The organism is Bisbaumannia pacifica, assembly GCF_007989625.1.
Taxonomy (GTDB): domain Bacteria; phylum Pseudomonadota; class Gammaproteobacteria; order Pseudomonadales; family Halomonadaceae; genus Bisbaumannia; species Bisbaumannia pacifica.
Genome location: NZ_BJUK01000046.1, coordinates 1 through 26,646 on the forward strand (window position 1 = coordinate 1; position 26,646 = coordinate 26,646).

General features: G+C 67.1%; 22 protein-coding genes and 1 pseudogene. 12 read left to right on the forward strand and 11 right to left on the reverse strand.

The features are described from left to right. Both HPA02_RS15140 and HPA02_RS15145 read right to left on the reverse strand, forming a co-directional pair. Nucleotides 1–522 (reverse strand): aldehyde dehydrogenase family protein (locus HPA02_RS15140; RefSeq protein WP_146804047.1); only part of this gene is annotated, 522 nt, incomplete at its 3' end. Continuing rightward, nucleotides 519–1,766: a M20 family metallo-hydrolase gene (locus HPA02_RS15145; protein WP_146804048.1), complete on the reverse strand. Its 1,248-nt coding sequence runs from the start codon at nucleotides 1,764–1,766 to the stop codon at nucleotides 519–521. The genes HPA02_RS15145 and HPA02_RS15140, both read right to left, overlap by 4 nt. A 198-nt stretch (nucleotides 1,767–1,964) precedes the next feature. On the opposite strand from HPA02_RS15145, the gene HPA02_RS15150 reads away from it, so the two are divergent. From HPA02_RS15150 to nspC, 8 genes are all read left to right on the forward strand, one after another. Next, nucleotides 1,965–2,933, forward strand: a complete 969-nt coding sequence (locus tag HPA02_RS15150; RefSeq protein WP_146804049.1) for a helix-turn-helix domain-containing protein — start codon at nucleotides 1,965–1,967, stop codon at nucleotides 2,931–2,933. A 128-nt stretch (nucleotides 2,934–3,061) separates the two neighbouring features. Further along, complete coding sequence (locus HPA02_RS15155) at nucleotides 3,062–4,291, forward strand: MFS transporter (protein WP_146804050.1); 1,230 nt, start codon at nucleotides 3,062–3,064, stop codon at nucleotides 4,289–4,291. Beyond that, the gene (locus HPA02_RS15160) at nucleotides 4,288–5,718 is read left to right on the forward strand and encodes an amidase (RefSeq protein WP_146804051.1); all 1,431 of its coding nucleotides are present in this window, start codon (nucleotides 4,288–4,290) and stop codon (nucleotides 5,716–5,718) included. The genes HPA02_RS15155 and HPA02_RS15160 overlap by 4 nt, the downstream gene beginning before the upstream one ends. Nucleotides 5,719–5,912: 194 nt before the next feature. Continuing rightward, nucleotides 5,913–7,310: an aminotransferase gene (locus tag HPA02_RS15165; protein WP_146804052.1), complete on the forward strand. Its 1,398-nt coding sequence runs from the start codon at nucleotides 5,913–5,915 to the stop codon at nucleotides 7,308–7,310. A 67-nt stretch (nucleotides 7,311–7,377) separates the two neighbouring features. Next, entirely contained in the window at nucleotides 7,378–8,724 is a 1,347-nt protein-coding gene (locus HPA02_RS15170) for a Na+/H+ antiporter NhaC family protein (protein WP_146804053.1), read from the forward strand. Nucleotides 8,725–8,732: 8 nt separating this feature from the next. After that, nucleotides 8,733–9,845: an agmatine deiminase gene (gene aguA / locus HPA02_RS15175; RefSeq protein WP_244945935.1), complete on the forward strand. Its 1,113-nt coding sequence runs from the start codon at nucleotides 8,733–8,735 to the stop codon at nucleotides 9,843–9,845. A 307-nt stretch (nucleotides 9,846–10,152) separates the two neighbouring features. Further along, nucleotides 10,153–11,352: a saccharopine dehydrogenase family protein gene (locus tag HPA02_RS15180; RefSeq protein ID WP_146804054.1), complete on the forward strand. Its 1,200-nt coding sequence runs from the start codon at nucleotides 10,153–10,155 to the stop codon at nucleotides 11,350–11,352. A 3-nt stretch (nucleotides 11,353–11,355) separates the two neighbouring features. Further along, nucleotides 11,356–12,522 carry a carboxynorspermidine decarboxylase gene (nspC, locus tag HPA02_RS15185; RefSeq protein WP_146804055.1) on the forward strand — a complete coding sequence of 389 codons (1,167 nt, stop codon included), beginning with the start codon at nucleotides 11,356–11,358 and terminating at the stop codon, nucleotides 12,520–12,522. A gap of 98 nt (nucleotides 12,523–12,620) precedes the next feature. Here nspC and nhaC (HPA02_RS15190) read toward each other — a convergent pair whose 3' ends face one another. The 3 genes from nhaC (HPA02_RS15190) to amaB form a co-directional block, all read right to left on the reverse strand. Next, complete coding sequence (nhaC, locus tag HPA02_RS15190) at nucleotides 12,621–14,171, reverse strand: Na+/H+ antiporter NhaC (protein ID WP_146804056.1); 1,551 nt, start codon at nucleotides 14,169–14,171, stop codon at nucleotides 12,621–12,623. A gap of 72 nt (nucleotides 14,172–14,243) precedes the next feature. Next, nucleotides 14,244–15,524, reverse strand: coding sequence for an L-pipecolate oxidase (gene amaA / locus HPA02_RS15195; RefSeq protein ID WP_146804057.1), 1,281 nt, complete (start codon nucleotides 15,522–15,524; stop codon nucleotides 14,244–14,246). A gap of 136 nt (nucleotides 15,525–15,660) precedes the next feature. After that, on the reverse strand, nucleotides 15,661–17,154 hold the full coding sequence (gene amaB / locus HPA02_RS15200; RefSeq protein ID WP_146804058.1) for an L-piperidine-6-carboxylate dehydrogenase: 1,494 nt from the start codon (nucleotides 17,152–17,154) through the stop codon (nucleotides 15,661–15,663). Between the two features lie 120 nt (nucleotides 17,155–17,274). Between amaB and HPA02_RS15205 the strand changes: the two genes are divergently transcribed. After that, nucleotides 17,275–18,201: a LysR family transcriptional regulator gene (locus tag HPA02_RS15205; protein ID WP_146804059.1), complete on the forward strand. Its 927-nt coding sequence runs from the start codon at nucleotides 17,275–17,277 to the stop codon at nucleotides 18,199–18,201. 124 nt (nucleotides 18,202–18,325) lie between these two features. On the opposite strand, the gene HPA02_RS15210 is transcribed toward HPA02_RS15205, so the two are convergent. The 3 genes from HPA02_RS15210 to lhpI form a co-directional block, all read right to left on the reverse strand. After that, a complete protein-coding gene (locus tag HPA02_RS15210; protein WP_146804060.1) occupies nucleotides 18,326–19,621 on the reverse strand; it encodes an NAD(P)/FAD-dependent oxidoreductase in 1,296 nt (431 codons plus the stop codon). Beyond that, nucleotides 19,618–21,075, reverse strand: coding sequence for a Na+/H+ antiporter NhaC (gene nhaC / locus HPA02_RS15215; RefSeq protein WP_186810004.1), 1,458 nt, complete (start codon nucleotides 21,073–21,075; stop codon nucleotides 19,618–19,620). Before nhaC (HPA02_RS15215) ends, HPA02_RS15210 begins: the two co-directional genes overlap by 4 nt. 82 nt (nucleotides 21,076–21,157) lie before the next feature. Beyond that, entirely contained in the window at nucleotides 21,158–22,120 is a 963-nt protein-coding gene (gene lhpI / locus HPA02_RS15220) for a bifunctional Delta(1)-pyrroline-2-carboxylate/Delta(1)-piperideine-2-carboxylate reductase (protein ID WP_146804061.1), read from the reverse strand. 213 nt (nucleotides 22,121–22,333) lie between these two features. Here lhpI and HPA02_RS15225 point away from each other — a divergent pair, with 213 nt between their 5' ends. Next, on the forward strand, nucleotides 22,334–23,032 hold the full coding sequence (locus HPA02_RS15225; protein WP_186810005.1) for a helix-turn-helix transcriptional regulator: 699 nt from the start codon (nucleotides 22,334–22,336) through the stop codon (nucleotides 23,030–23,032). A 194-nt stretch (nucleotides 23,033–23,226) separates the two neighbouring features. Here HPA02_RS15225 and HPA02_RS18260 read toward each other — a convergent pair whose 3' ends face one another. Beyond that, nucleotides 23,227–23,382, reverse strand: a complete 156-nt coding sequence (locus HPA02_RS18260) for a hypothetical protein (RefSeq protein ID WP_186810006.1) — start codon at nucleotides 23,380–23,382, stop codon at nucleotides 23,227–23,229. A gap of 282 nt (nucleotides 23,383–23,664) precedes the next feature. Here HPA02_RS18260 and HPA02_RS15230 point away from each other — a divergent pair, with 282 nt between their 5' ends. Both HPA02_RS15230 and HPA02_RS15235 read left to right on the forward strand, forming a co-directional pair. Continuing rightward, nucleotides 23,665–24,660: an LLM class flavin-dependent oxidoreductase gene (locus HPA02_RS15230; protein ID WP_146804063.1), complete on the forward strand. Its 996-nt coding sequence runs from the start codon at nucleotides 23,665–23,667 to the stop codon at nucleotides 24,658–24,660. A 203-nt stretch (nucleotides 24,661–24,863) separates the two neighbouring features. After that, complete coding sequence (locus tag HPA02_RS15235) at nucleotides 24,864–25,220, forward strand: hypothetical protein (protein WP_146804064.1); 357 nt, start codon at nucleotides 24,864–24,866, stop codon at nucleotides 25,218–25,220. 219 nt (nucleotides 25,221–25,439) lie between these two features. Here HPA02_RS15235 and HPA02_RS15240 read toward each other — a convergent pair whose 3' ends face one another. Both HPA02_RS15240 and HPA02_RS18265 read right to left on the reverse strand, forming a co-directional pair. Next, nucleotides 25,440–25,916 carry a MarR family winged helix-turn-helix transcriptional regulator gene (locus HPA02_RS15240; RefSeq protein ID WP_146804065.1) on the reverse strand — a complete coding sequence of 159 codons (477 nt, stop codon included), beginning with the start codon at nucleotides 25,914–25,916 and terminating at the stop codon, nucleotides 25,440–25,442. A gap of 135 nt (nucleotides 25,917–26,051) precedes the next feature. Next, nucleotides 26,052–26,646 (reverse strand): annotated as a pseudogene (locus HPA02_RS18265) (hypothetical protein); the annotation flags it as partial.

Here is a 26,646-nt window from a genome sequence, read left to right on the forward strand (position 1 = left end):
CGGCACGATGGAGGCCACCACCCCCAGGGGCTCGCGCAGCACCAGGCCCAAGCTGTCGTCGCCGGTGGGCGCCACCTCGCCATAGACCTTGTCGATGCCCTCGGCGGTGTAGCGCAGGCAACCGATGGCCCCATCGATATCGCCCAGCGAACTGGAGACCGGCTTGCCCATGTCCAGGGTATCGAGCAGGGCCAGCTCGTGCTTGTGAACCTCCATCAGCTCGGCGAGGCGCAGCAGCGTCTGCTTGCGGCCTGCCGGCGAGCGCCGCGACCAGTCGCCCCGGGCGTAGGCGGCCCGGGCCACGACCACGGCCCGCTCGGCGTCGGCGGCGTCGCAGCTGGCGACATGCGCCAGGGTCTCGCCGCTGGCCGGGTTGATGGTGGCCAGGGTCGCGCCGTCGACGGCATCGACGAAGGCGTCGTCGATAAAGGCGCGGGTCTCCAGCCGCGGGATCAGGCGCTCGGCCAGGGCCTGCCAGTCGGCCTGGGTGGTGGGGGACTGCACGGACTCGAGGGCACTCATTGGCTCGCCTCCAGGGTGTTGGCGCGTTCCAGCATGGCCTCGAGCAGCACCTGGGTGCCGAGGGCGCAGTGCTCCGGGGTGGCGTACTCCGCCTCGTTATGGCTGATGCCGTCGCGGCAGGGGATAAAGATCATCGAGGTGGGGGCGACCCGGGAGACATAGACGGCGTCGTGGCCGGCGCCGCTCATCATGCGCCGATACGCCACGCCCTGGGCCCGGGCGGCCCGCTCCACGGCGTCTATGCAGCCGGCATCGAAGTTCACCACCGGCGAGGCCCAGATGCGCTCGCTGGCGGTCTCGACGCCGAAGGCCTCGGTGAGGGCGGCCAGCTCGCGATCGAAGCGCGCCTCCAGGGCGTCCAGCTCGGCCTCCACCACATGGCGCAGGTCCATGGTCAGGCGCACCTCGCCGGGAATCACGTTGCGCGACGGGCTGTCGATCTCCAGGCAGCCGACGGTGACCTTGGTGCCACCGCTGGTATCCGCCAGGGCATGGGCCTGCAGACGGTCGATCAGCCGCGCCGCGGCGGCCAGGGCATCGCGGCGATAGGTCATGGGGGTGGGGCCGGCATGGGCCGGCTGGCCGCGCAGGGTGACATCGAACCAGCGCATGCCCTGGACACCGGTGACCACGCCGATGGCCTCGTTCTCCTCCTCCAGCACCGGGCCCTGCTCGATATGCAGCTCGAAGAAGCTCGCCAGGCGCGGCTCACCCACCGGCATCTCACCGGCGAAGCCGCAGGCCGCCAGGGCCTGGCCCAGGGTCACGCCGTCGCGATCCGTCCGCGCCAGGGTGTACTCCTCGCTGAACTCGCCGGCGAAGGCGCCGGAGGCGACCATGGCCGGGGCGAAGCGACTGCCCTCCTCGTTGGTCCATACCACCAGTTCCAGGGGCCGCTCGGTGACGATGCCCTGGTCGTGCAGGGTACGGAACACCTCCAGGCCCGCCAGCACCCCGAGGATGCCATCGAAGCGCCCGCCCTTGGGCTGGGTGTCCAGGTGGCTGCCGGTGGCCACCGGGTCGAGATCGTCGCGCTTGCCGGGGCGGCGGATAAAGAGGTTGCCGACCCGGTCGACCCGCAGGGTGCAGCCGATCGCCTCGCACCACTCGATCAGCAGACGCCGCCCGGCGGCATCCTCCTCGCTGAGCGCCAGGCGACAGCTGCCGCCGTTCGCGGTGGGGCCGATCTCGGCCATGGCCATCAGGCTCGACCAGAGCCGCTGGCCATCGATGGAAATCGTCATAGGGTGCCTCCCCGGTTCTTGTGAAGGGTACTTGTTGCTTGCTGCGGAATGGCTACACCTTAGGCGGCTCCTCAAGCGCACCGATATACCCCAATCGGGATATATGGGTGACCCCGAGCGGGCTCTACCGTTAAATTGGGTCGAGACTTCCACTGCCTCGTCGGCATTATTCAGCCAACCATCGAGGGCGTCAGAATAATGAGCACCATGCCGGCCGCCTCCCTGCAGTACGATTGCCGCAGCAGTACCGACTGGTACGCCCTGAGCGCGCGCCATGACGCTTTTCGACTGCGCTGGGACCAGCCCACGGGACGTGGCTGGGAGGCCTGCTATCGCCTGGCCCCCGGGCTCTGGCTACGCACCCTCGACCTGGAGCAGGCCTCGGGCTGCCTGCCCGCCTGGATCCCCGGCAACCACCTGACCCTGGCCGCCATGCTGGATGGCACAACCTGCCTGGAAGCCCCAGAGGGAGCGGCCTTCGAGCTGAGTGGCGATCGCCTGTTGTGCAGCCACCGCCGCCAGGGCACCGCCTTCCGGGATCACTGCCTCGAGCCGGGGCGATACCTGATGGTGCTGCTGATCCTCGACCCCGAACGCCTGCGCCAGCCCCCCTTCGGGTTGACCGCCGACGACCTCGCCGCCTTCGCCCCCGGTATCGACGACGAGCGCTGCCTGCCCCTGGACACCGCCCTGCACCGTTGCCTGCGGGACATGGTCTCGCCCCCGGTGGATCCCCGCCGGCTGCCGCTCTACCTGCAAGCCAAGAGCAGCGAGTTCCTCTGCCTGCTGCTTTCCTCCCCCACGCTGGTCTCCCCGGCCCCGCGGGTCGCCCCGCGGGATCGCCAGGCCCTGGAGGCGGCGCGGCGCCGGCTGCTCGCCGACCTGGCCCGGCCGCCGCGCCTCACCGAGCTGAGTCGCGACATCGGCATGAGCGAGAGTAAGCTCAAGCAGCGCTTCCGGGAGTACCACGGCCAGTCGCTCTCCGACTGCCTGCACCAGGCGCGCCTGCGCGAGGCCGAACGCTTGCTGGGCGACGATCGCCTGTCCATCGCCCGGGTCGCCGAGGCCCTGGGCTACGAGCACCCCGCCAACTTCACCACCGCCTTCAAGCGCGAATTCGGCCTGACCCCGCGGGACTATCGTAAGCGCCAGCGGCTCGCTCCCTGAGCGCGGCCTCGCCACGACGCCGATCCGGCTCGTCGCAATAGTTTCCCGGCTCACCGCAAAACATCGCCCTTCCCCGCCCTGATAGCGTAGGGATCGTCGCTATCCATAATCACAACAAGGGCCCTCCCATGACTCCCGACTCCCCTTCCCCGGCCGGCAACGCACCGGCTATCCGCGAGCCACGCCCCCGACGCCTCGATCCCGACGGCTACCTCGCCGCCTTCCTGGTCTCCCTGGCCGGCTTCGGTGGCCTGGTGGTCCTGGCGGTACTGCCCCTGTTTGTCACCCGTTTGGTGGTAGAACTCGGCCATAACGAGGCCCAGGCCGGGATGGTGGTCTCCGCGAATCTCTTCGGCAACGCCCTGGGCATGCTCGGCGTGGCGGCCCTGCTGCGCCACACCGGCCTCAAGGCCCTGGCGGCGGGGGGCGCCGGCCTGATCCTGGCCTGTGAACTGGCCTCCCTGAGCGTCACCGCCCTGGCCCCGCTGGTGCTGGTGCGCCTGGCTGCCGGACTCGGCGGCGGCCTGCTGGCCGGCGCCGCCTACGCCTGGGCCGCCCGGCGCCACTACCCCGAGCGTGGCTACGCCATGCTGCTGTTGCTGCAGTTTCTCGGCGCGGGGTTGCTGCTCTTCCTGCTCGAGTCCCCAGTGACCCGCTTCGGCCTCTCCGCCCTTTACCTGACCTTCGCCGGCTGTGCCCTGCTGGCGCTGTGCTGCATCCCCGCCATGGGGCGCACGGCCGCCGACGCCGCGGCCCCCCTGGGTAGCGCTCGCCGCGGCACCACCGCGATCTGGCGGGACTGGCGACTGTGGGGCCTGCTGCTAGGCATCGCCCTGTTCGAGATCGCCAATGCCGGCGCCTGGGCCTTTCTCCAGGCCTTCGGCCAGGCCCTGGCATTGCCCGAGGCACAGATCCACGGCGTCACCGTGATCGCCGGCGGCATCGGCGGCGTCGGCGCCCTGGCGGTGATGTGGCTCGGCGAACGCCGAGGACGCACCTGCCCCCTCGCCGGGGGGCTGCTGCTATCGCTAGCCGCCACCGCCACCCTGCTGCTGGATCGTGGCCTACTGCCCTATGCCGCCGCGGTCATGATGCTGAGCATCTGCTGGGCCTTCACCCTGCCCTACCTCCAGGGCGCCCTGGCCCAACTGGACCGCTTCGGCGAGCTCACCGCCATCGGCTGCTTCGTGATGATGTGCAGCCTGTCCCTGGGGCCCTGGCTGGTCGGCCTGGGCATCGATGGCGGCGGTGTCGCCCTGGGCCTGCTGCTGATCCTGGGCTGCTTCGCCGCCTGCCTGGCCGCCGCCCTGCCCGTGACCCGAGTCACCGATGCCACCCCCAAGGAGACCACCGCATGAACCTGGACCTTTGCTACCTGAGCGCCCGGGAGTGCCTGAATCGCTTCCGCCGCGGCAGCCTCTCCCCCGTGGAGCTGCTGGACGCCCTGATCGAGCGCGCCGAGGCCCTGGAGCCGCGCATCAATGCCTTTGCCTTCACCTACTTTGAAGAGGCCCGCGAGCAGGCGAAGCGGGCCGAGCGCGCCTGGCGTAACGGCACCGCCCGCCCCCTGGAGGGCATCCCAGTGGCGGTCAAGGACGAGCCGATGATCGAGGGGCGCCCCACCAGCAATGGCTCCCTGCTGCTGGAAGGCTATGTGGCGGACTACACCGATCCCTTGCCGCAGCGACTGCAGGAGGCCGGCGCCATCATCCATGCCCGTACCACCACCCCGGAATTCTCCATGTCGCTGGCCACCTGGTCGACGTTGTGGGGCGTGACCCGCAATCCCTGGAATCCAGACTGCACCCCCGGTGGCTCCTCCGGCGGCGCGGCGGCCGCCCTGGCCGCCGGCACCACGACCCTGGCCAGCGGCAGCGATATCGCCGGCTCGATCCGTATCCCCGCTTCGCTTACCGGCACCGTCGGCTTCAAGGCCCCCTGGGGGAGGATCCCGGAGGTCTACCCCTGGAACCGCGAGCCCTTCGCCCAGAGCGGCGGCCTGGCGCGCTCGGTCGGCGACATGATCCTGATGCAGAACGTGATCGCCGGTCCCCACCCCTACGACCTCTGCTCGTTGCCCGCCTACACGATCCCCGAGCGGCAGGCCCCCATCGCCGGCCTGCGTATTGCCCTGTGCCCCGACCTGGGCGTCTTCGCCGTGGACCCGGAGGTACACCAGGCCCTGGAGGGCGCCGCCGAGGCGCTGCGCGACCTGGGCGCCGAGGTGGAGGTCATCGACCTCGACTGGCCCAGCGAGGCCGGCCAAGTGATCATGCAGCACCTGATGTTCCAGGCCGGCAGCGTCTTCCACGAGCAACTGGGCGAGAACATCCCCCTGGACAAGCTAACCCCCTATGCCCGCGAGATCGTCGAGGGTCGTGACGGGGTGAGTTTCGAGGACGAGAAGGCCGGCTGGCGGCTCGCCGATACGATGCTTCGCGAGCTGCAGGACAAGGTCTTCCAGGCCGGCTTCGATGCCCTGATCTGCCCCACCATGGCCACCACGCGAATTCCTGCCGACTACGACCAGACCCGCGACGTCCTGACGGTGGACGGCCGACCGGCCAAGGGCATTGGCGGCCTGTGCCTGACCTACCCCTTCAATATCCTCAACCGCTTCCCGGTGCTCTCGGTACCGGTGGGGATCGGCGCCAACGGCGTACCCATCGGCATGCAGATCGTCGCGCCGTCCTACGACGACGCCACCGCCTTCCGCATCGCCGGCGACCTGGAGAACCTGCTGCCGACGCCTTACGCCGCTGGTCGGCGACCGAACCTGACCTAACCCCAGGGCGCCGACCATGGCGCCCTTCCCCGGTACAGGCTCCTGCCCCCATGGGCGCAGGGGCCGAAGGCGTGTCTCGGCGACGGCCAGGCAGGCCACACCGATATACCCCAATCGGGATATATTCCCGGCGCCCCGCCCCTCGCTAGTCTGCTCCTGACCGCAACAACGACATCACCTGCGAGGGCGAGACCATGAGCACCGAACCCCGGACCTACGATGCCCAGGCGCTGTGGCAGAAGGACAAGGATCACTTCATCCACCCCTTCACCGACTACAGCCTCTTCCATGAGAAGGGCTGCGACCTGATCACCGAGAGCGACGGCATCTACGTGGAAGACGTCCACGGCAACCGTTTCATCGACGGCATCGCCGGCCTGTGGTGCGTCAACGTCGGCCACGGCCGCGCCGAGATCGGCCAGGCCATGGCCGACCAAGCCACCCGCATGGCTTACTTCTCCACCTTCAACAACCTCTCCAACGCCCCGGCGGCGGAGTTGGCCGCCAAGCTCGCCGAGCTGGCCCCGGCCCACCTCAACCATGTCTTCTACAGCTGCGGCGGTTCGGCGGCCAATGACGCTACCATCCGCCTGGTGCACTACTACTTCAACCGCCTGGGCAAGCCCAACAAGAAGCGCATCCTGTCGCGCAACAACGCCTACCACGGCACCACCTACCTCTCCGCCAGCCTGACCGGCATCGCCAGCAACAACTGGGAGTTCGATACCCTCGACCACCTGGTGACCCACCTCAGCGAGGCCAACTGCTACCGTCGCCCCGAGGGCATGAGCGAGGCGGACTACTGCGATCACCTGGTGAAGGAGTTCGAGGACACCGTCGCCGACATCGGCGCCGACAATATCGCCGCCTTTATCGCCGAGCCGATCATGGGCGCCGGCGGCGTGCTGATGGCCCCCCAGGGCTACCACGCCCGCATCCAGGCGGTGTGCCGCGCCAACGACATCCTGTTTATCGCCGACGAGGTGGTCACCGGCTTCGGTCGCCTGGGTCACTTCTTCGCGTCTGAAGCGGTCTTCGACACCCAGCCGGATATCATCAACTGCGCCAAGGGCCTTTCCTCGGGCTATGCGCCGCTGGGCGCCACCCTGATCTCCGACGAGCTCTTCGAGGTGCTGGGCACCCCCCAGGGCAAGGGCGGCGTGCTGAGCACCGGCTTCACTTACTCCGGCCATCCGGTGAGCTGCGCGGCGGCACTCAAGAACATCGAGATCCTGGAGCACGAGGCGATCTGCGAGAATGTCCGCGAGGTGGGTCCCTACCTGGAGCAGAAGCTCAAGACCCTGGCGGACCATGAAACCGTCGGAGACGTACGCGGCAGCCACTTTATGCTGGCCATCGAAAACGTCGCCGACAAGGCCACCAAGGCGCTGTTGCCGGTGGAAGCGCGGGTCGGCGACCGGGTCGCCGCCGAGGCCCAGAAGCGCGGGCTGATCATCCGTCCGGTGGGTCACCTCAATATCATCTCGCCGCCCCTGATCTGGGACCGCGACACCGTGGACCGGGTGGTGGCCATCCTCGACGAGGCCTTCGCCGCCACCACCGCGTCCCTGCGCGCGGACGGCTTCCTGTAAACCACCCTCGGGGCCGGGCGACCGGCCCCCTGGCGACCACGACCACAACGATAATAGAGAGTCTTGTATGGAAAGTTTTGGCGCCTGGAGCCTGCTCCCCACCCTGGTGGTGCTGGGCATGGCCATTATCACCCGCCGCACCATCGAGTCGCTGATGGCCGGGGCCCTGGTGGGGCTGCTGATGATCGACCCCACCAGCGTGGTCACCCAGGGCTCGGATATCCTGCTCAGCGTGCTGGGCAACGACACCGTCACCTGGATCATCCTGGTCTGCGGCCTGTTCGGCAGCCTGATCGCCCTGCTGGTCAAGACCGGCGGCGTGCTCAGTTTCGGCGACGCCATCACCAAGCGTATCCATAGCCGCCGCCAGAGCCTGCTGGCCACCTGGGTGCTGGGGCTGGTGATCTTCGTCGACGACTACCTCAATGCGCTGACCATCAGCGCCTCCATGAAGAAGGTCACCGACCGCTTCCAGATCTCCCGGGAGAAGCTCGCCTATATCGTCGACTCCACCGCGGCGCCGATCTGCATCCTGGTGCCCTTCTCTACCTGGGCGGTGTTCTTCGCCGGCCTGCTGGAGGAGAACAACGTCGCCGGCAACGGCATGGGCCTGTATATCGAGTCCATTCCCTATATGTTCTATGCCTGGGTGGCCGCCGCCGTGGTGCCCCTGGTGGCACTCGGCTGGATTCCCAACCTCGGCCCCATGAAGGCCGCCGAGGCCCGCGCCGCCGCCGGCCAACTGATGCCGGACGGCGTCGACGACACCGCCCTGGAAGTCGAGGACACCGGCGGTAAGCGGCCGCATCTGCTTAACTTCCTGTTACCCATCGCCACCCTGATCTTCTTCACCTGGTACTTCGAGATCGACATCCTGCGCGGCGTCATCGTGGCCCTGGCGGTGACCCTGGTGCTGATCGCCAGCCAGAAACTGCTGAGCTTCAACGACACCTTCGACACCGCCCTGGATGGCTTCAAGGCGATGATCATGCCGCTGGGCACCCTGGTGGCGGGCTTCACCCTCAAGGAGGTCAACGACGTGCTGGGGCTCACCGACTACGTGATCGCCACCGTTCAGCCGCTGATGACCCCGGCCCTGCTGCCGGCGGTGGTCTTCGTCACCATGGCCTTCCTGGCCTTCGCCACCGGCTCCTTCTGGGGCATCTTCGCCGTGGCCATGCCCATCGTGCTGCCGCTGGCGGCGAGCATGGACAGCCATATGCCGCTGGTGATCGGCGCCCTGATCTCGGCCAGCGCCTTCGGTAGCCACGCCTGCTTCTACGGCGACTCCACGGTGCTCTCCGCCCAGGGCAGCGGCTGCACCCCCATGGCCCACGCCCTGACCCAGTTGCCCTATGTGTTGATCGCCGCCGCCATCGCCGCCGGTATCTTCCTGATGGTCGGCCACCTGTGAGAATCGCCATGAACCAGCCAATGATCGATCGAGCCACCTCCGAGGCCACGCCCCGGGCCCAGGGCTTCGCCATGCCCGCCGAGTTCGCCCCCCACGATGCCTGCTGGATGCTCTGGCCCCAGCGTCCCGACACCTGGCGTTATGGCGCCAAGCCGGCCCAGCAGGCCTTCGCCGAGGTGGCCTGCGCCATCGCCGAGAGCGAGACGGTGTTCGTCGGCGTCAACGACGAGCAGTACGAGAACGCCCGCAACCAGCTGCCCGCGCATATCCGCGTGGTGGAGCTCTCCAGCAACGACGCCTGGATGCGCGACATGGGCCCCACCTTCCTGACCCACCCGGACGGCCGCCTGGCCATGGTGGACTGGGTATTCAACGCCTGGGGCGGCCTCAAGGGCGGCCTCTACTTTCCCTGGGACAAGGACAAGCGCATCCGCACCAAGATCGCCGAGATGCTCGGCATCCCGCGCTTCGAGGCGCCGGTGGTGCTGGAGGGCGGCGCCATCCATGTGGACGGCGAGGGCACCCTGATCACCACCGAGGAGTGCCTGCTCAACGCCAACCGCAACCCGGAGATGAGCCGCGAGGGGATGGAAACGGTGCTCCGCGACTACCTGGGCATCGACAAGGTGATCTGGCTGCCCCGGGGCTGCCACCTGGACGAGACCGACGGCCACGTGGACAACCTCTGCTGCTTTATCGCCCCCGGCCAGGTGGCCCTGACCTGGTGCGACGACGAGGCGGACCCCCAGGCCGCCATCTCACGGGAGGCGCTTGCGGTGCTGGAGGGCGCCACCGACGCCAAGGGGCGCCCGCTGACCGTGCACAAGCTGCCCCAGCCCGGCCCGCTGCATATCGCCGAGGACGAGGCCAGCGGCCTGGATCGCCTCAACAGCTCCCACCCGCGCCAGCCCGGCGACCGCATGGCCGGCTCCTACGTCAACTTCTATATCGGCAACTCGGTGGTGGTGATGCCCTTCCTCGACCCCGCCCACGACGAGGAAGCCCGGGCGATCCTCCAGGGGCTCTTCCCCGACAAGCGAGTGGTCGGCGTGCCGGCCCGGGAGATCCTGCTCGGCGGCGGCAATATCCACTGCATTACCCAGCAGCAACCCAAGCCCTGATCGACTACCACCGCAGAGAGCGCCGAGGGGCGCTACCCACTCCGCCGCCGAGGCCCTGATATGGGGCCTCGGCGGCGTCGTTATACGGCTTGGTGACGCCGCGCAAGCGTTTTGTTGCCCCTTGACGCGAAAACTACTTGCGACCAGCCTCATGGGGGGCCATTATCTGCGCCCTCTCGCCGGCCCAGCATGACGCGGAGCCGGGCGAGGCCATGACCGGGGTGGCATCGGGTCGGGGTGCGCTGTGGCGGCCCACTACCGATAAGACCCTACCACTGTTGACATTTCCCGATCTGGATTCGAACCCATGAGCAAAGTCTTGATTATCGGCGCCGGAGGCGTCGGCGGTGTTGTTACCCACAAGTGTGCCCAGCATCCCGAGGTCTTCAGCGAGATCCTGCTGGCCAGCCGCAACGAGGCGAAGTGCAAGGCGATCGCCGACCAGTTGGATCGCCCGATCCAGACCGCCCAGGTGGATGCCGACAACGTCGAGGCGCTGGTCGCCCTGATCGAGTCGTTCCGACCGGACGTGCTGATCCACGTGGCCCTGCCCTATCAGGACCTGACCATCATGGAGGCCTGTCTGCGTACCGGCGTGCCCTACCTGGACACCGCCAACTACGAGCATCCGGACGAGGCCAAGTTCGAGTACAAGGAGCAGTGGGCCTTCCAGGACCGCTACCAGGAGGCCGGTAACATGGCCACCCTGGGCTGCGGCTTCGACCCGGGCATGACCAATATCTACTGTGCCTACGCCCAGAAGAACCTCTTCGACGAGATCCACCGCATCGACATCCTGGATGCCAACGGCGGCGATCACGGCTACCCCTTCGCCACCAACTTCAACCCGGAGATCAATATTCGCGAAATCACCGCGAAGGGTCGCTACTGGGAGAAGGGCGAGTGGAAGGAAACCGACCCGCTGGCGGTGAAGCGCAAGTTCGACTTCGACGGCATCGGCGAGAAGGACATCTACCTCCTCTATCACGAGGAGATGGAATCCCTGTGCCAGAACATCAAGGGCCTGGAGCGCATCCGCTTCTGGATGACCTTCTCCGACAAGTACATCACCCACCTCAAGGTGCTCGAGAACGTCGGCATGACCAGCATCGAGCCGATCAAGGTCGGCGATGCCGAGATCGCCCCGCTGGAGTTCCTCAAGGCGGTGCTGCCCGACCCGGCCTCGCTGGGGCCGCGCACCAAGGGCAAGACCAACATCGGCATCATCGCCGACGGCATCAAGGACGGTAAGCGTCGCAAGGTGCATATCTACAACATCTGCGACCACGAGCAGTGCTACGCCGAGGTCCAGTCCCAGGCCATCTCCTACACCACCGGCGTGCCGGCGGTGACCGGCGCCATGCTGATGCTGGAAGGCATCTGGAAGGGCGCGGGCGTGTTCAACGTCGAGCAGCTCGACCCCGACCCCTTCATGGCGCGCATCGGCGAGATGGGCCTGCCCTGGCAGGTGGTCGAGCTCGACCCCGACCACGACCCCCTGGCCTGAGCCATGGCGAATGCACGCGAGCAGGGCCTGGACTTCAACGTCCGGGCCTGCCCCTCCCCGGCCTATGTGGTGGACGACGCCCTGCTGCGCCGTAACCTGGAGCGCCTCGCCGAGGTCCAAGAGCGCAGCGGCGCGCGCATCCTGCTGGCGCTGAAGGGCTTCGCCATGTGGGATGCCTTCCCGCTGGTCCGCCAGTACTTGGTGGGCACCACCGCCAGCGGCCAGGACGAGGCGCGCCTGGGGGCGGAGACCTTCGGCGGCGAGGTGCACTGCTACTCGCCGGCCTTCACCGAGGAGGAGCTGGCGGTAGTGCTGCGCTACGCGGACCACCTCAGCTTCAACTCCCCGGGCCAGTGGCGGCGCTTCCGCGAGACCATCGCGGGCGCCCCCCGCCGGGTCTCCTGCGGGCTGCGGGTCAACCCGGAGCACTCCACCGGCGCGGTGCCGCTCTACGACCCCTGCGCCCCGGGCTCGCGGCTCGGCACCCGGGCCCGGGACCTGACGCCGGAGGTGATGGAAGGCCTCGAGGGACTGCACTTCCACACCCTGTGCGAGCAGAACAGCGACGACCTGGAGTCGACCCTGGCGGCCTTCGAGGAGCGCTTCGGCCACTACCTCGCCGGCCTGAAATGGGTCAATTTCGGCGGCGGCCACCATATCACCCGCGCCGACTACGACGTGGAGCGGCTGGTGCGGGTGATTCGCGGTTTCCGGGAGCGCCATCCGCACCTGACGGTCTACCTGGAGCCCGGTGAGGCCATCGCGTTGAATACCGGCTATCTGGTGTGTAGCGTGCTGGATATCGTCGAGAATGACGGCCCCATCGCCATCCTCGACACCTCCGCCACCGCGCATATGCCCGACGTGCTGGAAATGCCCTACCGGCCGCAGATCATCGGCGGCGGCGAGCCGAACGAGAAGGCCCACACCTACCGCCTGGGGGGCATGACGTGTCTCGCCGGCGACGTGATCGGCGACTACTCCTTCGACGCGCCGCTCGAAATCGGCGACCGCCTGGTGTTCACCGACATGGCTCACTACACCATGGTCAAGACCACCACCTTCAATGGCATCCGCCTGCCGTCGATCTGCCGCATCGACGAGGCGAGCCGCGAGGTGCGCACGGTCAAGACCTTCGGCTACGTGGACTATATGCAGCGGCTAAGCTGAGCGAACCGCCTGCCAAGCGAAACGCCACGCCCAGGAGACTGGGCGTGGCGTTTTTTCTCATGGGGCAGCGACGACGGCAGCTTGGTGCATCGGTACGGCTAGCGCCCCAGGGCGGAGGCAGGACCCGCGTTCGCCGCGGCCGCCGAGACGACGGCATCGGCGGCGGCCCCGAGGTCCTCGCGAGTGGCAATGGGTTCTTGCTGCTCCTGCCAGAGCCGCCGTTCCGCCTCGCTGGCCTTGGGAGAGAAGAACCCGAACTGGGCATAGAAGGCCCCGATCAGCGGTGAAATCCAGCAGGCGAAGGCCAAGGGAATATACAGCAGGTTTTCCACATTGCCCTCGGCGATGCCCAACCCCAGCACGCTGATGACGAAGGCCCCACCGGCATTCCAGGGTACCAATGGCGACATCATCGTGCCGCCCTCCTCGATGGCCCGCGACAGGTTCAGTGTCGAATAGCCCAGGCCGCGATAGGTCGGGGCATACATACGGCCCGGCAGGGCAATCGAGAGGTAGGGGTCGCCGGCGACCAGGTTGGTCGCGAAGGAGGTCAACATGGCCGAGTTCTGGACGCCACGGAAGCTGCGAACCTTGGTCATGATGGCCCGGATGATCGTCTCCAGACAGCCGGTCTTTTCCAGTGCCCCCCCGAAGCCCAGCGCGATCAGGACCAGCGACACCGTCCACATCATCGACTGGATGCCACCGCGGTTGAGCAGGCTGTCCATCGCCTCGACACCGGTATCGATGGCGTACCCGTAGTTGGCATAGGTCACCACATCATGCAAACCGGCGCCCTGAACCAGCATGGCGGTCATGGCCCCGGCGAGGACGCCGGCAAACAGCGAGGGAATGGGCGGCATGCGCTTGACGGCTAAGACGATCACCAGCAAGGCCGGCAGCAGTAGCCAGGGAGAGATCGTAAAGTTGTCGTCCAGGGACGCGGTGATCGCGTTGATTCGCGCGAAAGAGGCCGCCTGGTCATCGATCAGCGTGAAGCCCGCCACCAGATAGATGACCAGGGCGATCAACATTGCCGGGGTCGTGGTCGGCATCAGGTTCTTGATATGGGAGAACACATCGGTGCCGGTCACGGCCGGGGCCAGGTTGGTGGTGTCGGAGAGTGGCGATACCTTGTCGCCGAAGAAGGCTCCCGAGACCACGGCGCCGGCGGTCCAGTACATGGGAATATCAAATCCCGCACCGATGCCCATCAACGCGAGGCCCACCGTGCCGACGGTGCCCCAGGAGGTCCCCAGCGATAGGGAGACGACCGAACACAACAACATGGCGGCGGCCAGGAAATAGGCCGGCGATAGCAGGGTCAGGCCATAGTAGATAAGGCTCGGCACGGTGCCGCTGGCGATCCATACGCCGATGATCATGCCGACACAGATCAGGACGGATACCGATGGCAACGAGACATGTATGACGCGGAAGATGCCCTCCTCGATGCGCTTCCAGCGGTAGCCGAGCCGTAGCCCCACCAGCGAGGTAATGGCCAGGCCGATGGCCAGGGGGATATGCGGGGTAAAGTCGCCGAAGTAGAAAATCTGCACCGCGATGGCGACCAGTGTCAGCACCACGGGTGTCAGGGCGAGCAGTAGGCTCGGCTTGGGAGATGACGGGGGTACGGCCGGATCGGTCATGTCGTGGTCCTCAGCGTTGTGTTGGAGTTATCGCTGTCGTTGGCTCATGAAGCCTGATGCTGTTGTGGTTGGTCAGATCAGCACCCGTAGGCATTGACCGGTGTGGTAGAGCGTGAACCCACCCTCGTAGCACGAACTCCACAAGGGCTTGGCCGGGATGGGCTTGGGCGAGCGAATCGGCAAGGGCAGCAGGGCATCGTCGCCATGGGTCAGGTAGCGAGCGAACCCCTGTCCTACCACCGTGCCGGTGGTGATGCCGCGCCCGTTATAGCCGGTGGCCGCCAGGATGCCGGGAGCCGGCTCGAAGAGCCGCAGCGTGTGGTCGGGGGTAAAGGCGATGCGGCCGGTCCAGGTGCACTCCCAGTCGACTCGGCCCAATTGCGGGAAGTAGTGGCGCTGGATGCGATCCGCCCAGCACCGCACGTAGCTCGCGGGTCGTCCGTCGCCGCGCCCCAGGCTGCCCAGGATCAGGCGACCCTCGGCGTCGCGCCGCATGCTGCTCAGCACCATGCGGGTATCCCAGGCGCCCTGGCGCTGCGGCAGGATATCGCCGGCGAGCGCATCCGACAGCGGCGGGGAGGCGACCTGGAAGAAGTGGCCGGGAAAGAAGTGCTGACGAACCTGGTTCCACTCCTCCTCGCTATAGGCATTAGTGGCCAACACCAGGCGCGAGGCCGTCACGCTGCCCCGAGGCGTCGCGACTCGCCAACCATCGCCCTCCCGCGCCACGCCCAGGGCGGGGCTACGAGCATAGAGCAGCGCCCCGGCAGCGATGGCGGCCCGGGCCAGGCCGCGAGTGTAGGCGACGGGATTGAGCGTTCCGGCCCGATGATCGTGCAGTGCGCGACGAATGCGCCGCGTACCGAGCATGCCCCAGCAGGCCTCGTCTTCGACCAGGTCGACCGGCGCGCCACGGCGCTGCAGCTGCTCGGCGCGTCGTGCCAGCTCCCGCTCCCCCTGGCCATTGTGGGCGAGATGCAAGGTACCGCTGCGGGTCGCCTGGCAGGCGATGCCATGGTGTTCGATCAGCGCGAAGACCTTGGCGGGCGCGGCTCCCAGGATGGCATTGGCGCGCTCACCGTCGGCCTCCCCGAGGGCCTCACAGATATCATCGGGGGGAATCCAAAGCCCGGCATTGACCAGGCCGACATTGCGCCCCGATCCGCCACTGGGAATCTCTCCCGCCTCGATCAGCGTTACCGCCGTCCCCGCCTCGGCGAGATGCAGGGCCGTACTCAGCCCGGTAATGCCGCCTCCCACCACGATGACGTCGCTGGCCTGAGGGCCTTCGAGATCGGGTAAATCCGGCATCGGCTCGGGCGAGGTATCTTGCCAGAGGCACGCTTCCTTCATGCGACTCCTCCACTCCTGCGTTGAAGCAGCCAGCCGTCCCGAGGCTCCGCTCGGACTCATCGCGGAGCGGTTCGACCGCAGCACCCCGTTGCCGCCGAGCCCCGGACGACCGGCCATTGCTGGCGGGCACGGCCCGTCAATCGAATTGAATGCCCTGCGCCAGCGGCAGCTCACGAGAGTAGTTCACCGTGTTAGTCTGCCGACGCATGTAGCTCTTCCAGACATCGGAGCCCGATTCGCGCCCGCCACCGGTCTCCTTTTCGCCGCCGAAGGCACCGCCTATCTCGGCGCCGCTCGGGCCGATATTGACGTTGGCGATACCGCAATCGCTGCCGGTATCCGAGACGAAGGCCTCGGCCTCGCGCACATCGGTGGTAAAGATGCAGGAGGAGAGCCCCTGCGGCACGTCATTCTGTAGCGCCAGGGCCTCCTCGAAGTCACGGTAGGTCATGACATAGAGAATCGGCGCAAAGGTCTCGTGCTTGACGAGCTCGTTCTGACGCTCGACCTCGACGATGGCGGGTGCCACGTAATACCCGTCGGGGTACTGGTCGGCCAGCCGACGCTCGCCGCCGTAGACCGTGGCCCCCTGTTCCCGGGCCTTGCCGAGCACCGACTGCATCTGGTCGAAGGCCTGGGCATCGATCAGCGGACCAACGAGGTTACCTGCCATGGGGTCGCCGATGCTGACGTTGGCGTAGGCTTTCTTTACGCGCTCCAGTACTTCGTCGCGCACGGACTCATGGACGATCAGGCGACGAAGCGTGGTGCAACGCTGGCCGGCGGTGCCCACCGCCGAGAACAGGATCGCACGCACCGCCATGTCCAGATCGGCGCTAGGGGCCAGAATCATCGCGTTGTTGCCACCCAGCTCGAGGATGCTGCGACCGAAACGAGCGGCGACACGGGGCGCGACCTCACGCCCCATGCGCGTGCTGCCGGTGGCGCTGATCAACGGCACCCGAGGATCGTCGGTCAGCACCTCACCGGCCTCGCGTTCACCGATGATGACCTGGCTGAGTCCCTCAGGGGCTTCGTCACCAAACTCCTCCATGGCACGTTCGAGCAGGGCCTGGCAGGCCAGGGCGCACAGCGGTGTCTTTTCCGATGGCTTCCACAGCAGGCTGTTGCCACAGACCAGCGCCAGGGCCGCGTTCCAGGCCCAAGGCGCCACGGGGAAGTTGAAGGCGGTAATCAGGCCAATCGGCCCCAGCGGATGCCAGCTTTCGCGCATATGGTGTCCGGGCCGTTCGGAGGCGATGGTCAGGCCATAGAGCTGGCGGGACTGACCGACGGCGAGATCGCAGATGTCGATCATCTCCTGTACTTCGCCCAGGCCCTCCTGGTAGATCTTGCCGCACTCCAGGGTCACCAGGGTGCCGAGAGCGTCCTTGTGGCGACGCAGCTGCTCGCCGAAGAGGCGCACCAGCTCGCCACGGCGCGGCGCCGGCACTCGGCGCCAGGCCTCGAAGGCCTCCTGGGCACGGTCGATACGCGCCTTGACCGCTTCACCGCTCTCCAGGTGAACCCGGCCGATCTCCTGGCCATCGGTGGGCGAGGCCACCGGGTAGTCACCGCCGCGGTACAGGGACTCCGCCACGCCCAGTCGCTGCATGATGGTATGGATCATTCTTCCTCCTACTGACGATATGTCTGGCTTGGAAACATATGCAGTATTGCCGCGGCACTTGACCCATCTCAAACGACGTTTTATACAAAGTTCATTATTTTTTTTCTTGAAATGAGTGCAATGAATCGCCGTCACTTACCCAGCCTGACCGCCATGCAGTGCTTCGAGGCATCGGCACGCCATCTCAGCTTTACGCGGGCGGCCGACGAGCTGAACCTGACCCAGAGCGCCGTCAGCAAGCAGGTGGCCCAGCTGGAATCGGTACTCGAGCACCCGTTGTTCCTGCGAGTGCGCAAGCGGCTGCGGATCACCCCCGAGGGCTCCCTGTACCTGACGGAAGTGCGCAAGATTCTCGCCCAGGTGGAGATGTCCACCCGCTACATGCAGTCCTACGGTGGCCAGAGCGAGGTGCTCAACATCACCACCCTGCCCACCTTCGGCGCCCGTTGGCTTATCCCCCGGCTCAAGGGCTTTCGCTTTCGCCACCCGGATATCTACCTGAACATCAGCAACCGGGTGGAACCCTTCGATCTCGAAGAACAAAACGTCGACATGGCCTTCTTCTTCGGCCATGGCGCCTGGCCAAAGGCCGAGTGCATCAAGCTACTCGATGAAGAAGTCGTAGTGGTCTGTTCGCCATCGACGCTGCCGGCAGAGGGCATTGAGGATCCCCTGGCCCTGACCCGGCTGGTGCTCCTGCAGAGCGCCACTCGACCGGAGGCCTGGCACGACTGGTTCGCCGCTCAAGGGCTCTATACCGAGCACAGCTATCACGGCCCACGCTTCGATACCTATTCGATGACGCTGCGCGCCGCCAGGGCGGGTTGTGGGGTCGCGCTGGTTCCCCGCTTCCTGGCCGAGGAGGAGTTGGCTGCGGGTCAGTTGGTCATTCCCTGGCCGTATTCGCTAACCAGCCGGGATGCCTACTACCTGGCCTACCCCGAGCACAAGGCGGAACTGGCCAAGGTAAAAGGCTTCGTCACCTGGGTCCTCGAACACCTCGACCGGCCCGCCGCGGAGCAACCGGCCTGCTCCATGAGCAAATAACGGTGGCATAGCCCGGTATCGTGTCTTGAACAAAACCTGCCTGCTCGACCGCAGCCAGCAGGCTGGTAGCACCCTCCGCGATGGTGGCCTCGATGCAAAGACGACGCTCCGCCAGGTAACTCGCTCAAGAAAGTCCGAGCTCGGGCTCCAACGCTTGGTGGCGACGGAACCGCGTTACCCGGTAGGGCGCGAGGTCTAGGCTCGGTGTTTCCCCTGCCATGCGAGCGGCTAGCAGCTCTGCGGTGATCGCCGCCTGGGTCAACCCCAGGTGCTGGTGACCGAAGGCGAAATGCACCGCCGGGTAGTCCGGATGGGTATCGATCACCGGCAGGGAATCCGGCAGGGTCGGCCGAAATCCCATCCACTCCTCGGCACTGTGATCGAGGCCCGTTTTATCCGCCAATAGGGCGCCGGCATGGCAACGCAGCGAGGCATAGCGACGCCTGAGCGGCGGTAACACCAGGCCGCCGAGCTCGGTGAAACCGACCACCCGCAGACCGCAACTCATCGGCGTCATCACGAAACGACGCTCCGCCGACCCCACCGGCTGGCGCAGCGCCTGGCCGCGCCCGGGCAGGGTCAGGTGGTAGCCCCGCTCCGTCTCCAGGGGGATCGACAGGCCGAGCCCGGCGGCCAGGCGATGACTCCAGGCCCCTGCCGCGACCACCGCCTGAGCAACGTCCAACTGGCCCTGGTCGGTGTGCAACCGAACACCCCCGTCGCGAGGTTCGAGGCGCTCGACACTGGCCTGGCGAATCACCCCGCCACGAGCCTCGAAGGCCGCGGCCAGGCGCCGCACCAGGGCATAGGGGTCACGCACCTGGTGAGCACCGGGGAAGTAGAGACCATGACTGAGCGCGCCGGAAAGGCCCGGTTCCCGGGCACGCAATGCCTCGCCCTCGAGCCATTCCACCGCGTGTCCCCAGCGCTCCAGATGCGCCCTCTGGGCCTTGGCGGCTTCCCGCCCCTCCGGGGACTCCCAGACCAGCAGATAGCCCGAGTCCAACAACTCCTCCTCGGCGCCGATATCGGCCAGGCAGCGCCGCCAGGCATCCACCGAGGCCCCATTGAGGGCCGCCAGTGCCTGGCGCCCCTTGGCGACCCGAGCGGGACGAGCGGCGGCGATAAAGCGCATCAGCCAGGGCGCCAGCCGTGGCAGATAACGCGCCGGCAACGCCAGGGCCCCGTGGGGATCGAGCCACAGCCGAGGCGCCTTACGCAGGGTAGCCGGCGTCGACAGCGGATCGATCAGCTCGGTGGCCAGGAAGCCGGCGTTGCCATAGGAGGCGCCCTCCCCCGGCCCGCGGGGATCGAGCACGCTGACCACATGCCCCTGGCGCTGCAGGGCCAGCGCGGTGGTCATCCCCACCACGCCGGCGCCGATTACCGCAATCCGGAGGGGAGCGGCGACCTGGTTCATGCACGATCCTCCGCCACGGCTTCCTCAGCCATCTCGTCGGGCTCGGCGCGCTTGGAGAACCAGCCCAGCTGGGCATAGAGGATGCCGAACAGCGGTGACAGCCAACAGGCGAAGGCCAGGGGAATGTAGAGCAGCTGGCTGAAGTCGCCGGCGGTCACGGTCAGGCCCAGGGCGCCGATCACGAAGGCCCCGCCGGCGTTCCAGGGCACCAGCGGCGAGACCAGGGTACCGCCCTCCTCGATGGCCCGGGACAGGTTCAGCCGCGAGTAGCCCACCTGGTCATAGGCCGGCTTGTACATGCGCCCCGGCAGGGCGATGGACAGGTAGACGTCGCCGGAGACCACGTTGGTGGCGATGGAGGTCAGGATGGCGCTGGTCTGCAGGCCGCGGAAGCCCTTGAGGCGCTTCATGATGGCACTGACGATGGCCTCCAGGCAGCGGGTGCGCTCGAGCGCGCCGCCGTAGGCCAGGGCGAACATCATCAGGGTCACCACCCAGGTCATGGAGGTGACGCCGCCGCGGTTGAGCAGGCTGTCCAGGGTGGCGGTACCGGTCTCGATGGCGAAGCCGCTGTGGGCGAAGGTCAAGGCATCGTGGACGGAGGCACCCTGGGTCAGGATGGCCACGCCGCCGCCCAGCATCACGCCAATGAACAGGGCCGGGATCGGCGCCACCTTGAAGAAAGCCAGGCCGATGACCACCACCAGCGGCAGCAGCTGCCAGACGCCCATCGCGAAGCTGTCGGCCAGCCCCTGCTTGATGGTCTCGATGCGTGCCAGGGAGTCGCCCGCCCCGCCCTCGGCGCCGCCCACCACCAGGTACACCGCCAGGGCGATCAGCATGGCGGGAATGGTGGTCGGCAGCATATAGCGGATGTGATCGAAGATATTGGTCTCGGTCACCGCCGGGGAGAGGTTGGTGGTATCGGACAGCGGCGAGATCTTGTCGCCGAAGAAGGCCCCGGAGACCACCGCACCGGCGGTCCAGTAGATGGGCACGCCGAAGGCGTCACCGATGCCGATCAGCGCCAGACCCACGGTGCCGACGGTGGTCCAGGAGGAGCCGATCGACAGCGAGACCATGGAGCACATCAGCATGGCCGCGGCCAGGAACCAGCTGGGGTCGATCAGCTCGAGCCCCAGGTAGATGAGCATCGGCACGGTGCCGCTGGCGATCCAGGTGCCCACCAGCATGCCGACGATGATCAGGGTGGCGATGGATGGCATCGCCACGTGCAGCACCTGGAAGGCGCCGGCCTCGATGTCCTTCCAGCGGTAGCCCTGCAGCCAGCCGACCAGGGCGGTGATGCCGAAGCCGATGGCCAGCGGGATGTGCGGGGTGAAGTCGTCGTAGTAGAAGATCTGCACGCCCAGCAGGGCGATGGTCAGCACGATGGGGATCAGCGCCAGGGGCAGCCGCGGCATGGGGATGCTCGGGGTCGAATAGTCTTTCATTGCGTCTTTCACTCCCGGGCGAGTGAACCCGCCCTCGTTGTCGTTGTGTGATAGGAGTCGGGCGGCCGAAGCCGCCCCGGGGTCAGGCCTGTGTCGCGCGGCGTTCATAGGCCAGGATGGCGGCGGCCAGGTCCTCCACCGAGGCGCCCACCGACTTGAAGACGGTGATCGCCTGCTCGGGGGCCGGCAGCGCGCCGCGACCAACATGGCGTCTCTCGCAGAGATCGGGGAAGTCGGCAAGGATGTCGGCTTCGGCGATCACGCCGCTCTCGAGCGGGTCGATCAGGTCACCGGTCTCGCTCAGGGCCCCGGCGCGGGTATCGACAAAGATGGCGCCGCGACGCATCACCTCGTCGTCGGCCTCGCGCATAAAGGGGGTGAAGCTGCCCACCAGGTCCAGGTGCGTGCCGGGCGTCAGCCATTCGCCGCGGATCAGCGGGTCGCGGCTGAGGGTGGCGCAGCTGATGATGTCGGCACGGCCGGCGGCCTCGGCCAGCCCCTCCGCCGGCACCACCTCGGCATCGAGGCCCTCCGCCTGAAGGTCGGCGACCAGCGCCGCCGCCGAGGCCTCATGGATGTCCCAGACGCGGACCCGCTCGATGGGCCTGACGGCCCGGTGGGCAGGGATCAGTCGGCGTCCCATGCGGCCGGCGCCGACCATCAGTAGTTCGCTGGCGTCTTCCCGGGCCAGGTAACGCGCGGCCAGGGCCGAGGCCGCCGCGGTACGCCGGGCGGTGAGCTCGTTGCCATCCAGTTGGGCCAGGTGACGCCCGGTACGGGCGCAGCTAAGCAGATAATGGCCGCTCAAGCCCGGCTCACCGCGGACGCTATTGCCGGGGAAGACGTTGACCTGCTTGACGCCCAGGTACTGGCCCTCGAGCCAGGCCGGCATCAGCAGCAGGGTCGCGTCCGGGTCGCCCGGCACTTGCATGTGATGGTGATGGCGCACCGGCGAGTGCACGGTACGAGTGAAGATATCGGCCAAGGCTTCCACCAGGGCATCCCAGGGCAGCGCTTCGGTCACTTGCTCGGCATCGAGAATCATGTCAGCCTCGTTTCAACGATCTTGAAACGCCAGTCTAGGCAGCGCGAGGCAAGGACTCTTGACCCGGTCTCTCGATCCCTTGCTCGAGACTCCGCACTCTTCCCTCCCGGGGGCCCCATGACCCAGACCCAGGCTCGTTGTAACCGAATAGCGCGTCGCTCCGGCGCGCACTGTCACGCCTACCCTCAACTGATGCTGGGGTGGCGCGGTACCATGGATTATGAATTCGGTCCCGGAGGCGAGCGACTCGTGCTGGGCCAGGCGGCCATCCTCCCGCCTGGCGAGTCCCACCTCTATCTGGGTCGGGACGATGACTGCGAGGTCCTGGTCCTGGATATCGATGCCGAGGATCCCTGCCTGCTGGCACTGGAGCGCTGCTGCACTCTGGAACTACGCGAGTCCCTCTTCGCGGTTCCCAGGACCCTCAGCCTGCCGCCGTCCCTGGTTCCCCTGGTGGAGATGGCCGCCCATCAGTTGAAAGCGCCGAGGACCCAGGCCCAGGCCACCCTGCTCAACCATCAATTGGGCATGCTGTTCGTCAGCCAGCTAAGCGAGCTGGTCGCCGCCCGGCATACCGGCGAGGAGAGCCGCCGCGACCGCCTGACCACCGAGGCCCTCAATGCCTTTATCGATGCGCATCTCGCCCGCCCCCCCAATAACCCGACCCTGGCCGACCACTTCCACTTAAGCCAGAGCCAGCTGCACCTGCGTTGCCTGCGCGACTTCGGCGTAACACCCCAGCAGTACGTAATGAATCGCCGCCTATCCTGGGCGCGCTACTGGTTACGAGAGACGCCACGCTCCGTGAGCGAGATCGCTTTCGATCTCGGCTTCTCCGAGGTCTCTAGCTTCTCGCGGGCCTATCGACGCCGCGCCGGACACTCTCCTAGCGAGGAGAGAAAATCAGGTTGAGCTCTGCTCCACCGATCTGGTCACGGACCCCATGGCCACGAGCCGGTCCGAAGGCGGACTGGCCTCGCACTCTTCAAGCAAAGCGTGCCCTGGCCAGAGCTTCGTGTTTTTCGATTACGGAACCCGTGTCTCAATCGCCACCATTGCCCTCATCGGCCACGAGCGGATAGCGACCTTGGCGCATCACTCACGCCTCATCGCAGCAGGGTCAATAGCAAGGCGACGAGGCCCACCGCCAGGGCGGCGAGCACGGCGATATCCACGGCGCGATCGAGCCAGCGGTCGAACGCGACACGCTGGCCGGGGCGGGGGCGGCGGGTGGCGCCGCGACTGGATCGGCGTGAAGACATGGGAGCCTGTCATGGGGTGAACGGCTCTTTATCATAAGCGCAATTCGATCGACCACCAACGGCGGGTGGTTAGAGGGGCTTTCCTGAGGGCAGGCCGTCGCAAAGACGCTGTGAATCCCTCCCTGGAAGCTCGACTTTATCGTCCATGATAAAGGCGCTTTGCTTTGCCCTGGCCCCAGCGCCCCTCGGCATCTCCACTGCAATAATCCGCCCGGCCATTGCAAAGCCCCTCAGGCCCCGGGATGATAGCGAGCAAGCTAACTATTTACCGCGGTGGATGCTATGTCTCGACTCGCCTCGACTCCCCTCTCGGTGCTCGACCTGGCCCCGGTGCGCCAGGGCGGCAGCATCGCCGACAGCTTCCGCGAGACGGTGCAGCTGGCCCGCCAGGCGGAGGCGCTGGGCTTCACCCGCTACTGGTTGGCGGAGCATCACAACCTGGAGGGCATCGCCAGCGCCGCCACGGCGGTACTGATCGGCCATGTGGCCGGCGCCACCTCGACGCTTCGCGTGGGCAGCGGTGGCATCATGCTGCCCAACCACGCGCCCCTGGTGGTCGCCGAGCAGTTCGGCACCCTGGAGACCCTCTATCCCGGGCGCATCGACCTGGGCCTGGGTCGCGCCCCGGGCACCGACGGCGCCACCGTGGCGGCCCTGGGCCGGGATCCCCGGGCCGGGGTCGACGACTTCCCGGCGCGCCTCGAGGAGTTGCGCGGCTACCTGGATGAGGCCGCCCCGAACCAGCGGGTGCGCGCCATCCCCGGCCAGGGCACCCGGGTGCCGATCTGGCTGCTGGGCTCCAGCGACTACAGCGCCCGCCTGGCCGGACGCCTGGGGCTGCCCTTCGCCTTCGCCGCCCAGTTCGCCCCGGGCTACCTGTTCGAGGCCCTGCGCTGCTATCGGGAGGCCTTCCGGCCCTCGCCGCAGCTAGAGGCGCCCTATGCCCTGGTGGGGCTGCCGGTGATCGCCGCCGAGAGCGACGCCCTGGCCCACTACCTGGCCACCACCGCCCAGCAGAAGTTCCTCAACCTGATCCGCGGCCGGCGCACCTTTTCCCAGCCGCCGGTGGAGGCGCTCGACTGGACGCCGTTGGAGCGCGCCCAGGTGGAGCAGTTCCTGGGCGCCGCCATCATCGGTGGCCCCGAGACGGTGCGCGACGAGCTGGAGGCCTTCCTGGCGGCCACCGGCGCCGACGAGCTGATGATCACTACCGACGCCTACAGCGCCGAGGATCGTCTTACCAGCTACCGCCTGGTGGCCGAGGCCAGGGGGCGCTGAGGCCATCGCCATCATCGCCGCTCCCCTGCTGACTTCCGCCCACCAGGCCACCGGACACGGGCATCTTGCATGGCGGGCGTCCTTCTGCTGGGATGCGGGGACGAGGCCGGTGCCGGCCTCGTCCTAAGCAAAGCAAGAAGCGGGCCAGGCGAACGAATCCCGTGCCCCGGGTTCCAAGGGGGCAGTCACCGATAGGAGTTGTCATGAGCGATCCCCACGATCCGCGCCACAACCCGGCCTGGCAGGCCGCCCGCCAGTGGCAGGCCCGCGCCCGCCAGACGCGTCCCCAGGGCCTGCTGGGCACCCTCAAGCTGCTGCTGCTGTGGGTGCTGTTCGGGGTGATGATGGTCGTCGCCCTGGTGCTGGGCCTGGTCTTCCTGCTGCTGGGCTGGGCTTTGATGCCGCTGCTGCGCTATCGCTTGAAGAAGCGCATGGAGCAGATGCGCGCCGACCAGGCCCAGGACGTGGGCGGCGATTACCATGCCTCGCCGGGACGCCACGAGACCCTGGAGGGCCACTACGAGGTGAAATCGGACGAGCACGACGAACCCCGCCGCTGAGCCAGGCCCCGCCCCGCCGCCATAAAAAAGCTCCCGCGGGGGAGGCGGGAGCCAAGGAGATTATGCTTGAGTCGCATCTCGGAACGATGCAAAGGTGCGTCTGGCGGGCAACCAGACACCACTAAATTACTCCCGCCTTCCTTGATACGGCCAATTTATTGGCTACATCACATCAATAGATCTTGCCAATAGTTCACGCCACCAGAAAGTCGCTGTCACTCAGCTCGATTTCAGGTTATTGAAGATCTTCCCCAGGCAGCGATTGAGCGTCACGATCTCCTCAGCGGCCAGCCCGTGGAAGGCCTTCTCCACCAGGCGATGGGTCAGTTCGCGGGCCACATCTAGTTGCGCCTCGCCCTGTTCGGTCAGGGTCACCTCGGTGACGCGGCGATCCTCGGCGGAGGGGGCCGTGACCACCAGCTCGGCCTCCTGCATCTTGTAGACGATCTTGGTGATCGTCGAAAGCTTGGCCACGGTGTGGATGGCGATATCCGACATGCTGAGCCGACCATGTTCATGCAGGATCATCAGCACCCGCCACTTGGAAGAGCTCAATCCCTTGGGCTTGAGCAGGGCATCCATGTCGGCACTGTACTTGGCGTTCAGGCGCGCGACCCAGTAGAAGGGGTAATCCTTGGAACGGAATTCCTCGGAGAGGGGGAAGAAGGAGGGGGAGAGTGCGTCCTTGTCAGCCATGGGCCCGTGCCGTCGCGAAGAAAATAGTTGATTATTCTAGCATGTGGCCACGCACTCCAGCAGCCGACCCTCGACGAAAAGGCCCCCGACAACTGTCGAGGGCAAGGGATCGAAAGCTCAGCCGGCAGGCCCGACTCAGAAGCTGTACTGCACCATGCCTTGCAGGCGCAGGGCGTCGCCGTCGCGACCATCCACCACCTCGCGGCTGTGGTAGCCCGCCTCGATGCCGTAGGTGACGTTGCGGATCGGCGACCAGATATAGTTCAGGTGCACCACCTCGAAGGTCTCGTTGGCGTCGCCACCCAGGGCGCCGGCGGCGACCGCCTCGTCCAGGTCGGCCTGGGCCACGCCATAGCCCAGGGTGACATTGCCGGGGCCAGCGGCGGCGGTGATGCCCAGGGTGCCGCCGGTGGCACTGATGGTCTCCAGCTCGCCGCTGGCCGGGTCCCGATAGGCCGGGGCCGCCGGGGTGCCTTCCAGATAACCGCCGATGCCGTCGCCATGGGTCAGGGAGCCGCGCAGGGTGATGCCCTCGGCCACCTGGGCGCTGGCCTCGAGGTTCAGGCCCCAGCCGAAGGCGCTGTCCTTGCCGCTATCGGTGGTACCGGTGGTGTCGTACTCCAGGTGGCGCAGCACGGCGGAGGCGCCGTAGTTAACGCCATCGACGCCGCCCTGATAGCGCAGGGTCAGGTCCGGTAGCTGGCTCTTGGTGGCATCGGCCAGCGGCGAG

Excerpts from the sequence above, each read along its gene's own strand:
- HPA02_RS15145 (WP_146804048.1), bottom strand. The coding sequence starts at position 1,766 with ATGACGATTTCCATCGATGGCCAGCGGCTCTGGTCGAGCCTGATGGCC.
- HPA02_RS15150 (WP_146804049.1), top strand. The coding sequence starts at position 1,965 with ATGAGCACCATGCCGGCCGCCTCCCTGCAGTACGATTGCCGCAGCAGT.
- HPA02_RS15155 (WP_146804050.1), top strand. The coding sequence starts at position 3,062 with ATGACTCCCGACTCCCCTTCCCCGGCCGGCAACGCACCGGCTATCCGC.
- HPA02_RS15160 (WP_146804051.1), top strand. The coding sequence starts at position 4,288 with ATGAACCTGGACCTTTGCTACCTGAGCGCCCGGGAGTGCCTGAATCGC.
- HPA02_RS15165 (WP_146804052.1), top strand. The coding sequence starts at position 5,913 with ATGAGCACCGAACCCCGGACCTACGATGCCCAGGCGCTGTGGCAGAAG.
- HPA02_RS15170 (WP_146804053.1), top strand. The coding sequence starts at position 7,378 with ATGGAAAGTTTTGGCGCCTGGAGCCTGCTCCCCACCCTGGTGGTGCTG.
- aguA (WP_244945935.1), top strand. The coding sequence starts at position 8,733 with ATGAACCAGCCAATGATCGATCGAGCCACCTCCGAGGCCACGCCCCGG.
- HPA02_RS15180 (WP_146804054.1), top strand. The coding sequence starts at position 10,153 with ATGAGCAAAGTCTTGATTATCGGCGCCGGAGGCGTCGGCGGTGTTGTT.
- nspC (WP_146804055.1), top strand. The coding sequence starts at position 11,356 with ATGGCGAATGCACGCGAGCAGGGCCTGGACTTCAACGTCCGGGCCTGC.
- nhaC (WP_146804056.1), bottom strand. The coding sequence starts at position 14,171 with ATGACCGATCCGGCCGTACCCCCGTCATCTCCCAAGCCGAGCCTACTG.
- amaA (WP_146804057.1), bottom strand. The coding sequence starts at position 15,524 with ATGAAGGAAGCGTGCCTCTGGCAAGATACCTCGCCCGAGCCGATGCCG.
- amaB (WP_146804058.1), bottom strand. The coding sequence starts at position 17,154 with ATGATCCATACCATCATGCAGCGACTGGGCGTGGCGGAGTCCCTGTAC.
- HPA02_RS15205 (WP_146804059.1), top strand. The coding sequence starts at position 17,275 with ATGAATCGCCGTCACTTACCCAGCCTGACCGCCATGCAGTGCTTCGAG.
- HPA02_RS15210 (WP_146804060.1), bottom strand. The coding sequence starts at position 19,621 with ATGAACCAGGTCGCCGCTCCCCTCCGGATTGCGGTAATCGGCGCCGGC.
- nhaC (WP_186810004.1), bottom strand. The coding sequence starts at position 21,075 with ATGAAAGACTATTCGACCCCGAGCATCCCCATGCCGCGGCTGCCCCTG.
- lhpI (WP_146804061.1), bottom strand. The coding sequence starts at position 22,120 with ATGATTCTCGATGCCGAGCAAGTGACCGAAGCGCTGCCCTGGGATGCC.
- HPA02_RS15225 (WP_186810005.1), top strand. The coding sequence starts at position 22,334 with ATGGATTATGAATTCGGTCCCGGAGGCGAGCGACTCGTGCTGGGCCAG.
- HPA02_RS18260 (WP_186810006.1), bottom strand. The coding sequence starts at position 23,382 with ATGTCTTCACGCCGATCCAGTCGCGGCGCCACCCGCCGCCCCCGCCCC.
- HPA02_RS15230 (WP_146804063.1), top strand. The coding sequence starts at position 23,665 with ATGTCTCGACTCGCCTCGACTCCCCTCTCGGTGCTCGACCTGGCCCCG.
- HPA02_RS15235 (WP_146804064.1), top strand. The coding sequence starts at position 24,864 with ATGAGCGATCCCCACGATCCGCGCCACAACCCGGCCTGGCAGGCCGCC.
- HPA02_RS15240 (WP_146804065.1), bottom strand. The coding sequence starts at position 25,916 with ATGGCTGACAAGGACGCACTCTCCCCCTCCTTCTTCCCCCTCTCCGAG.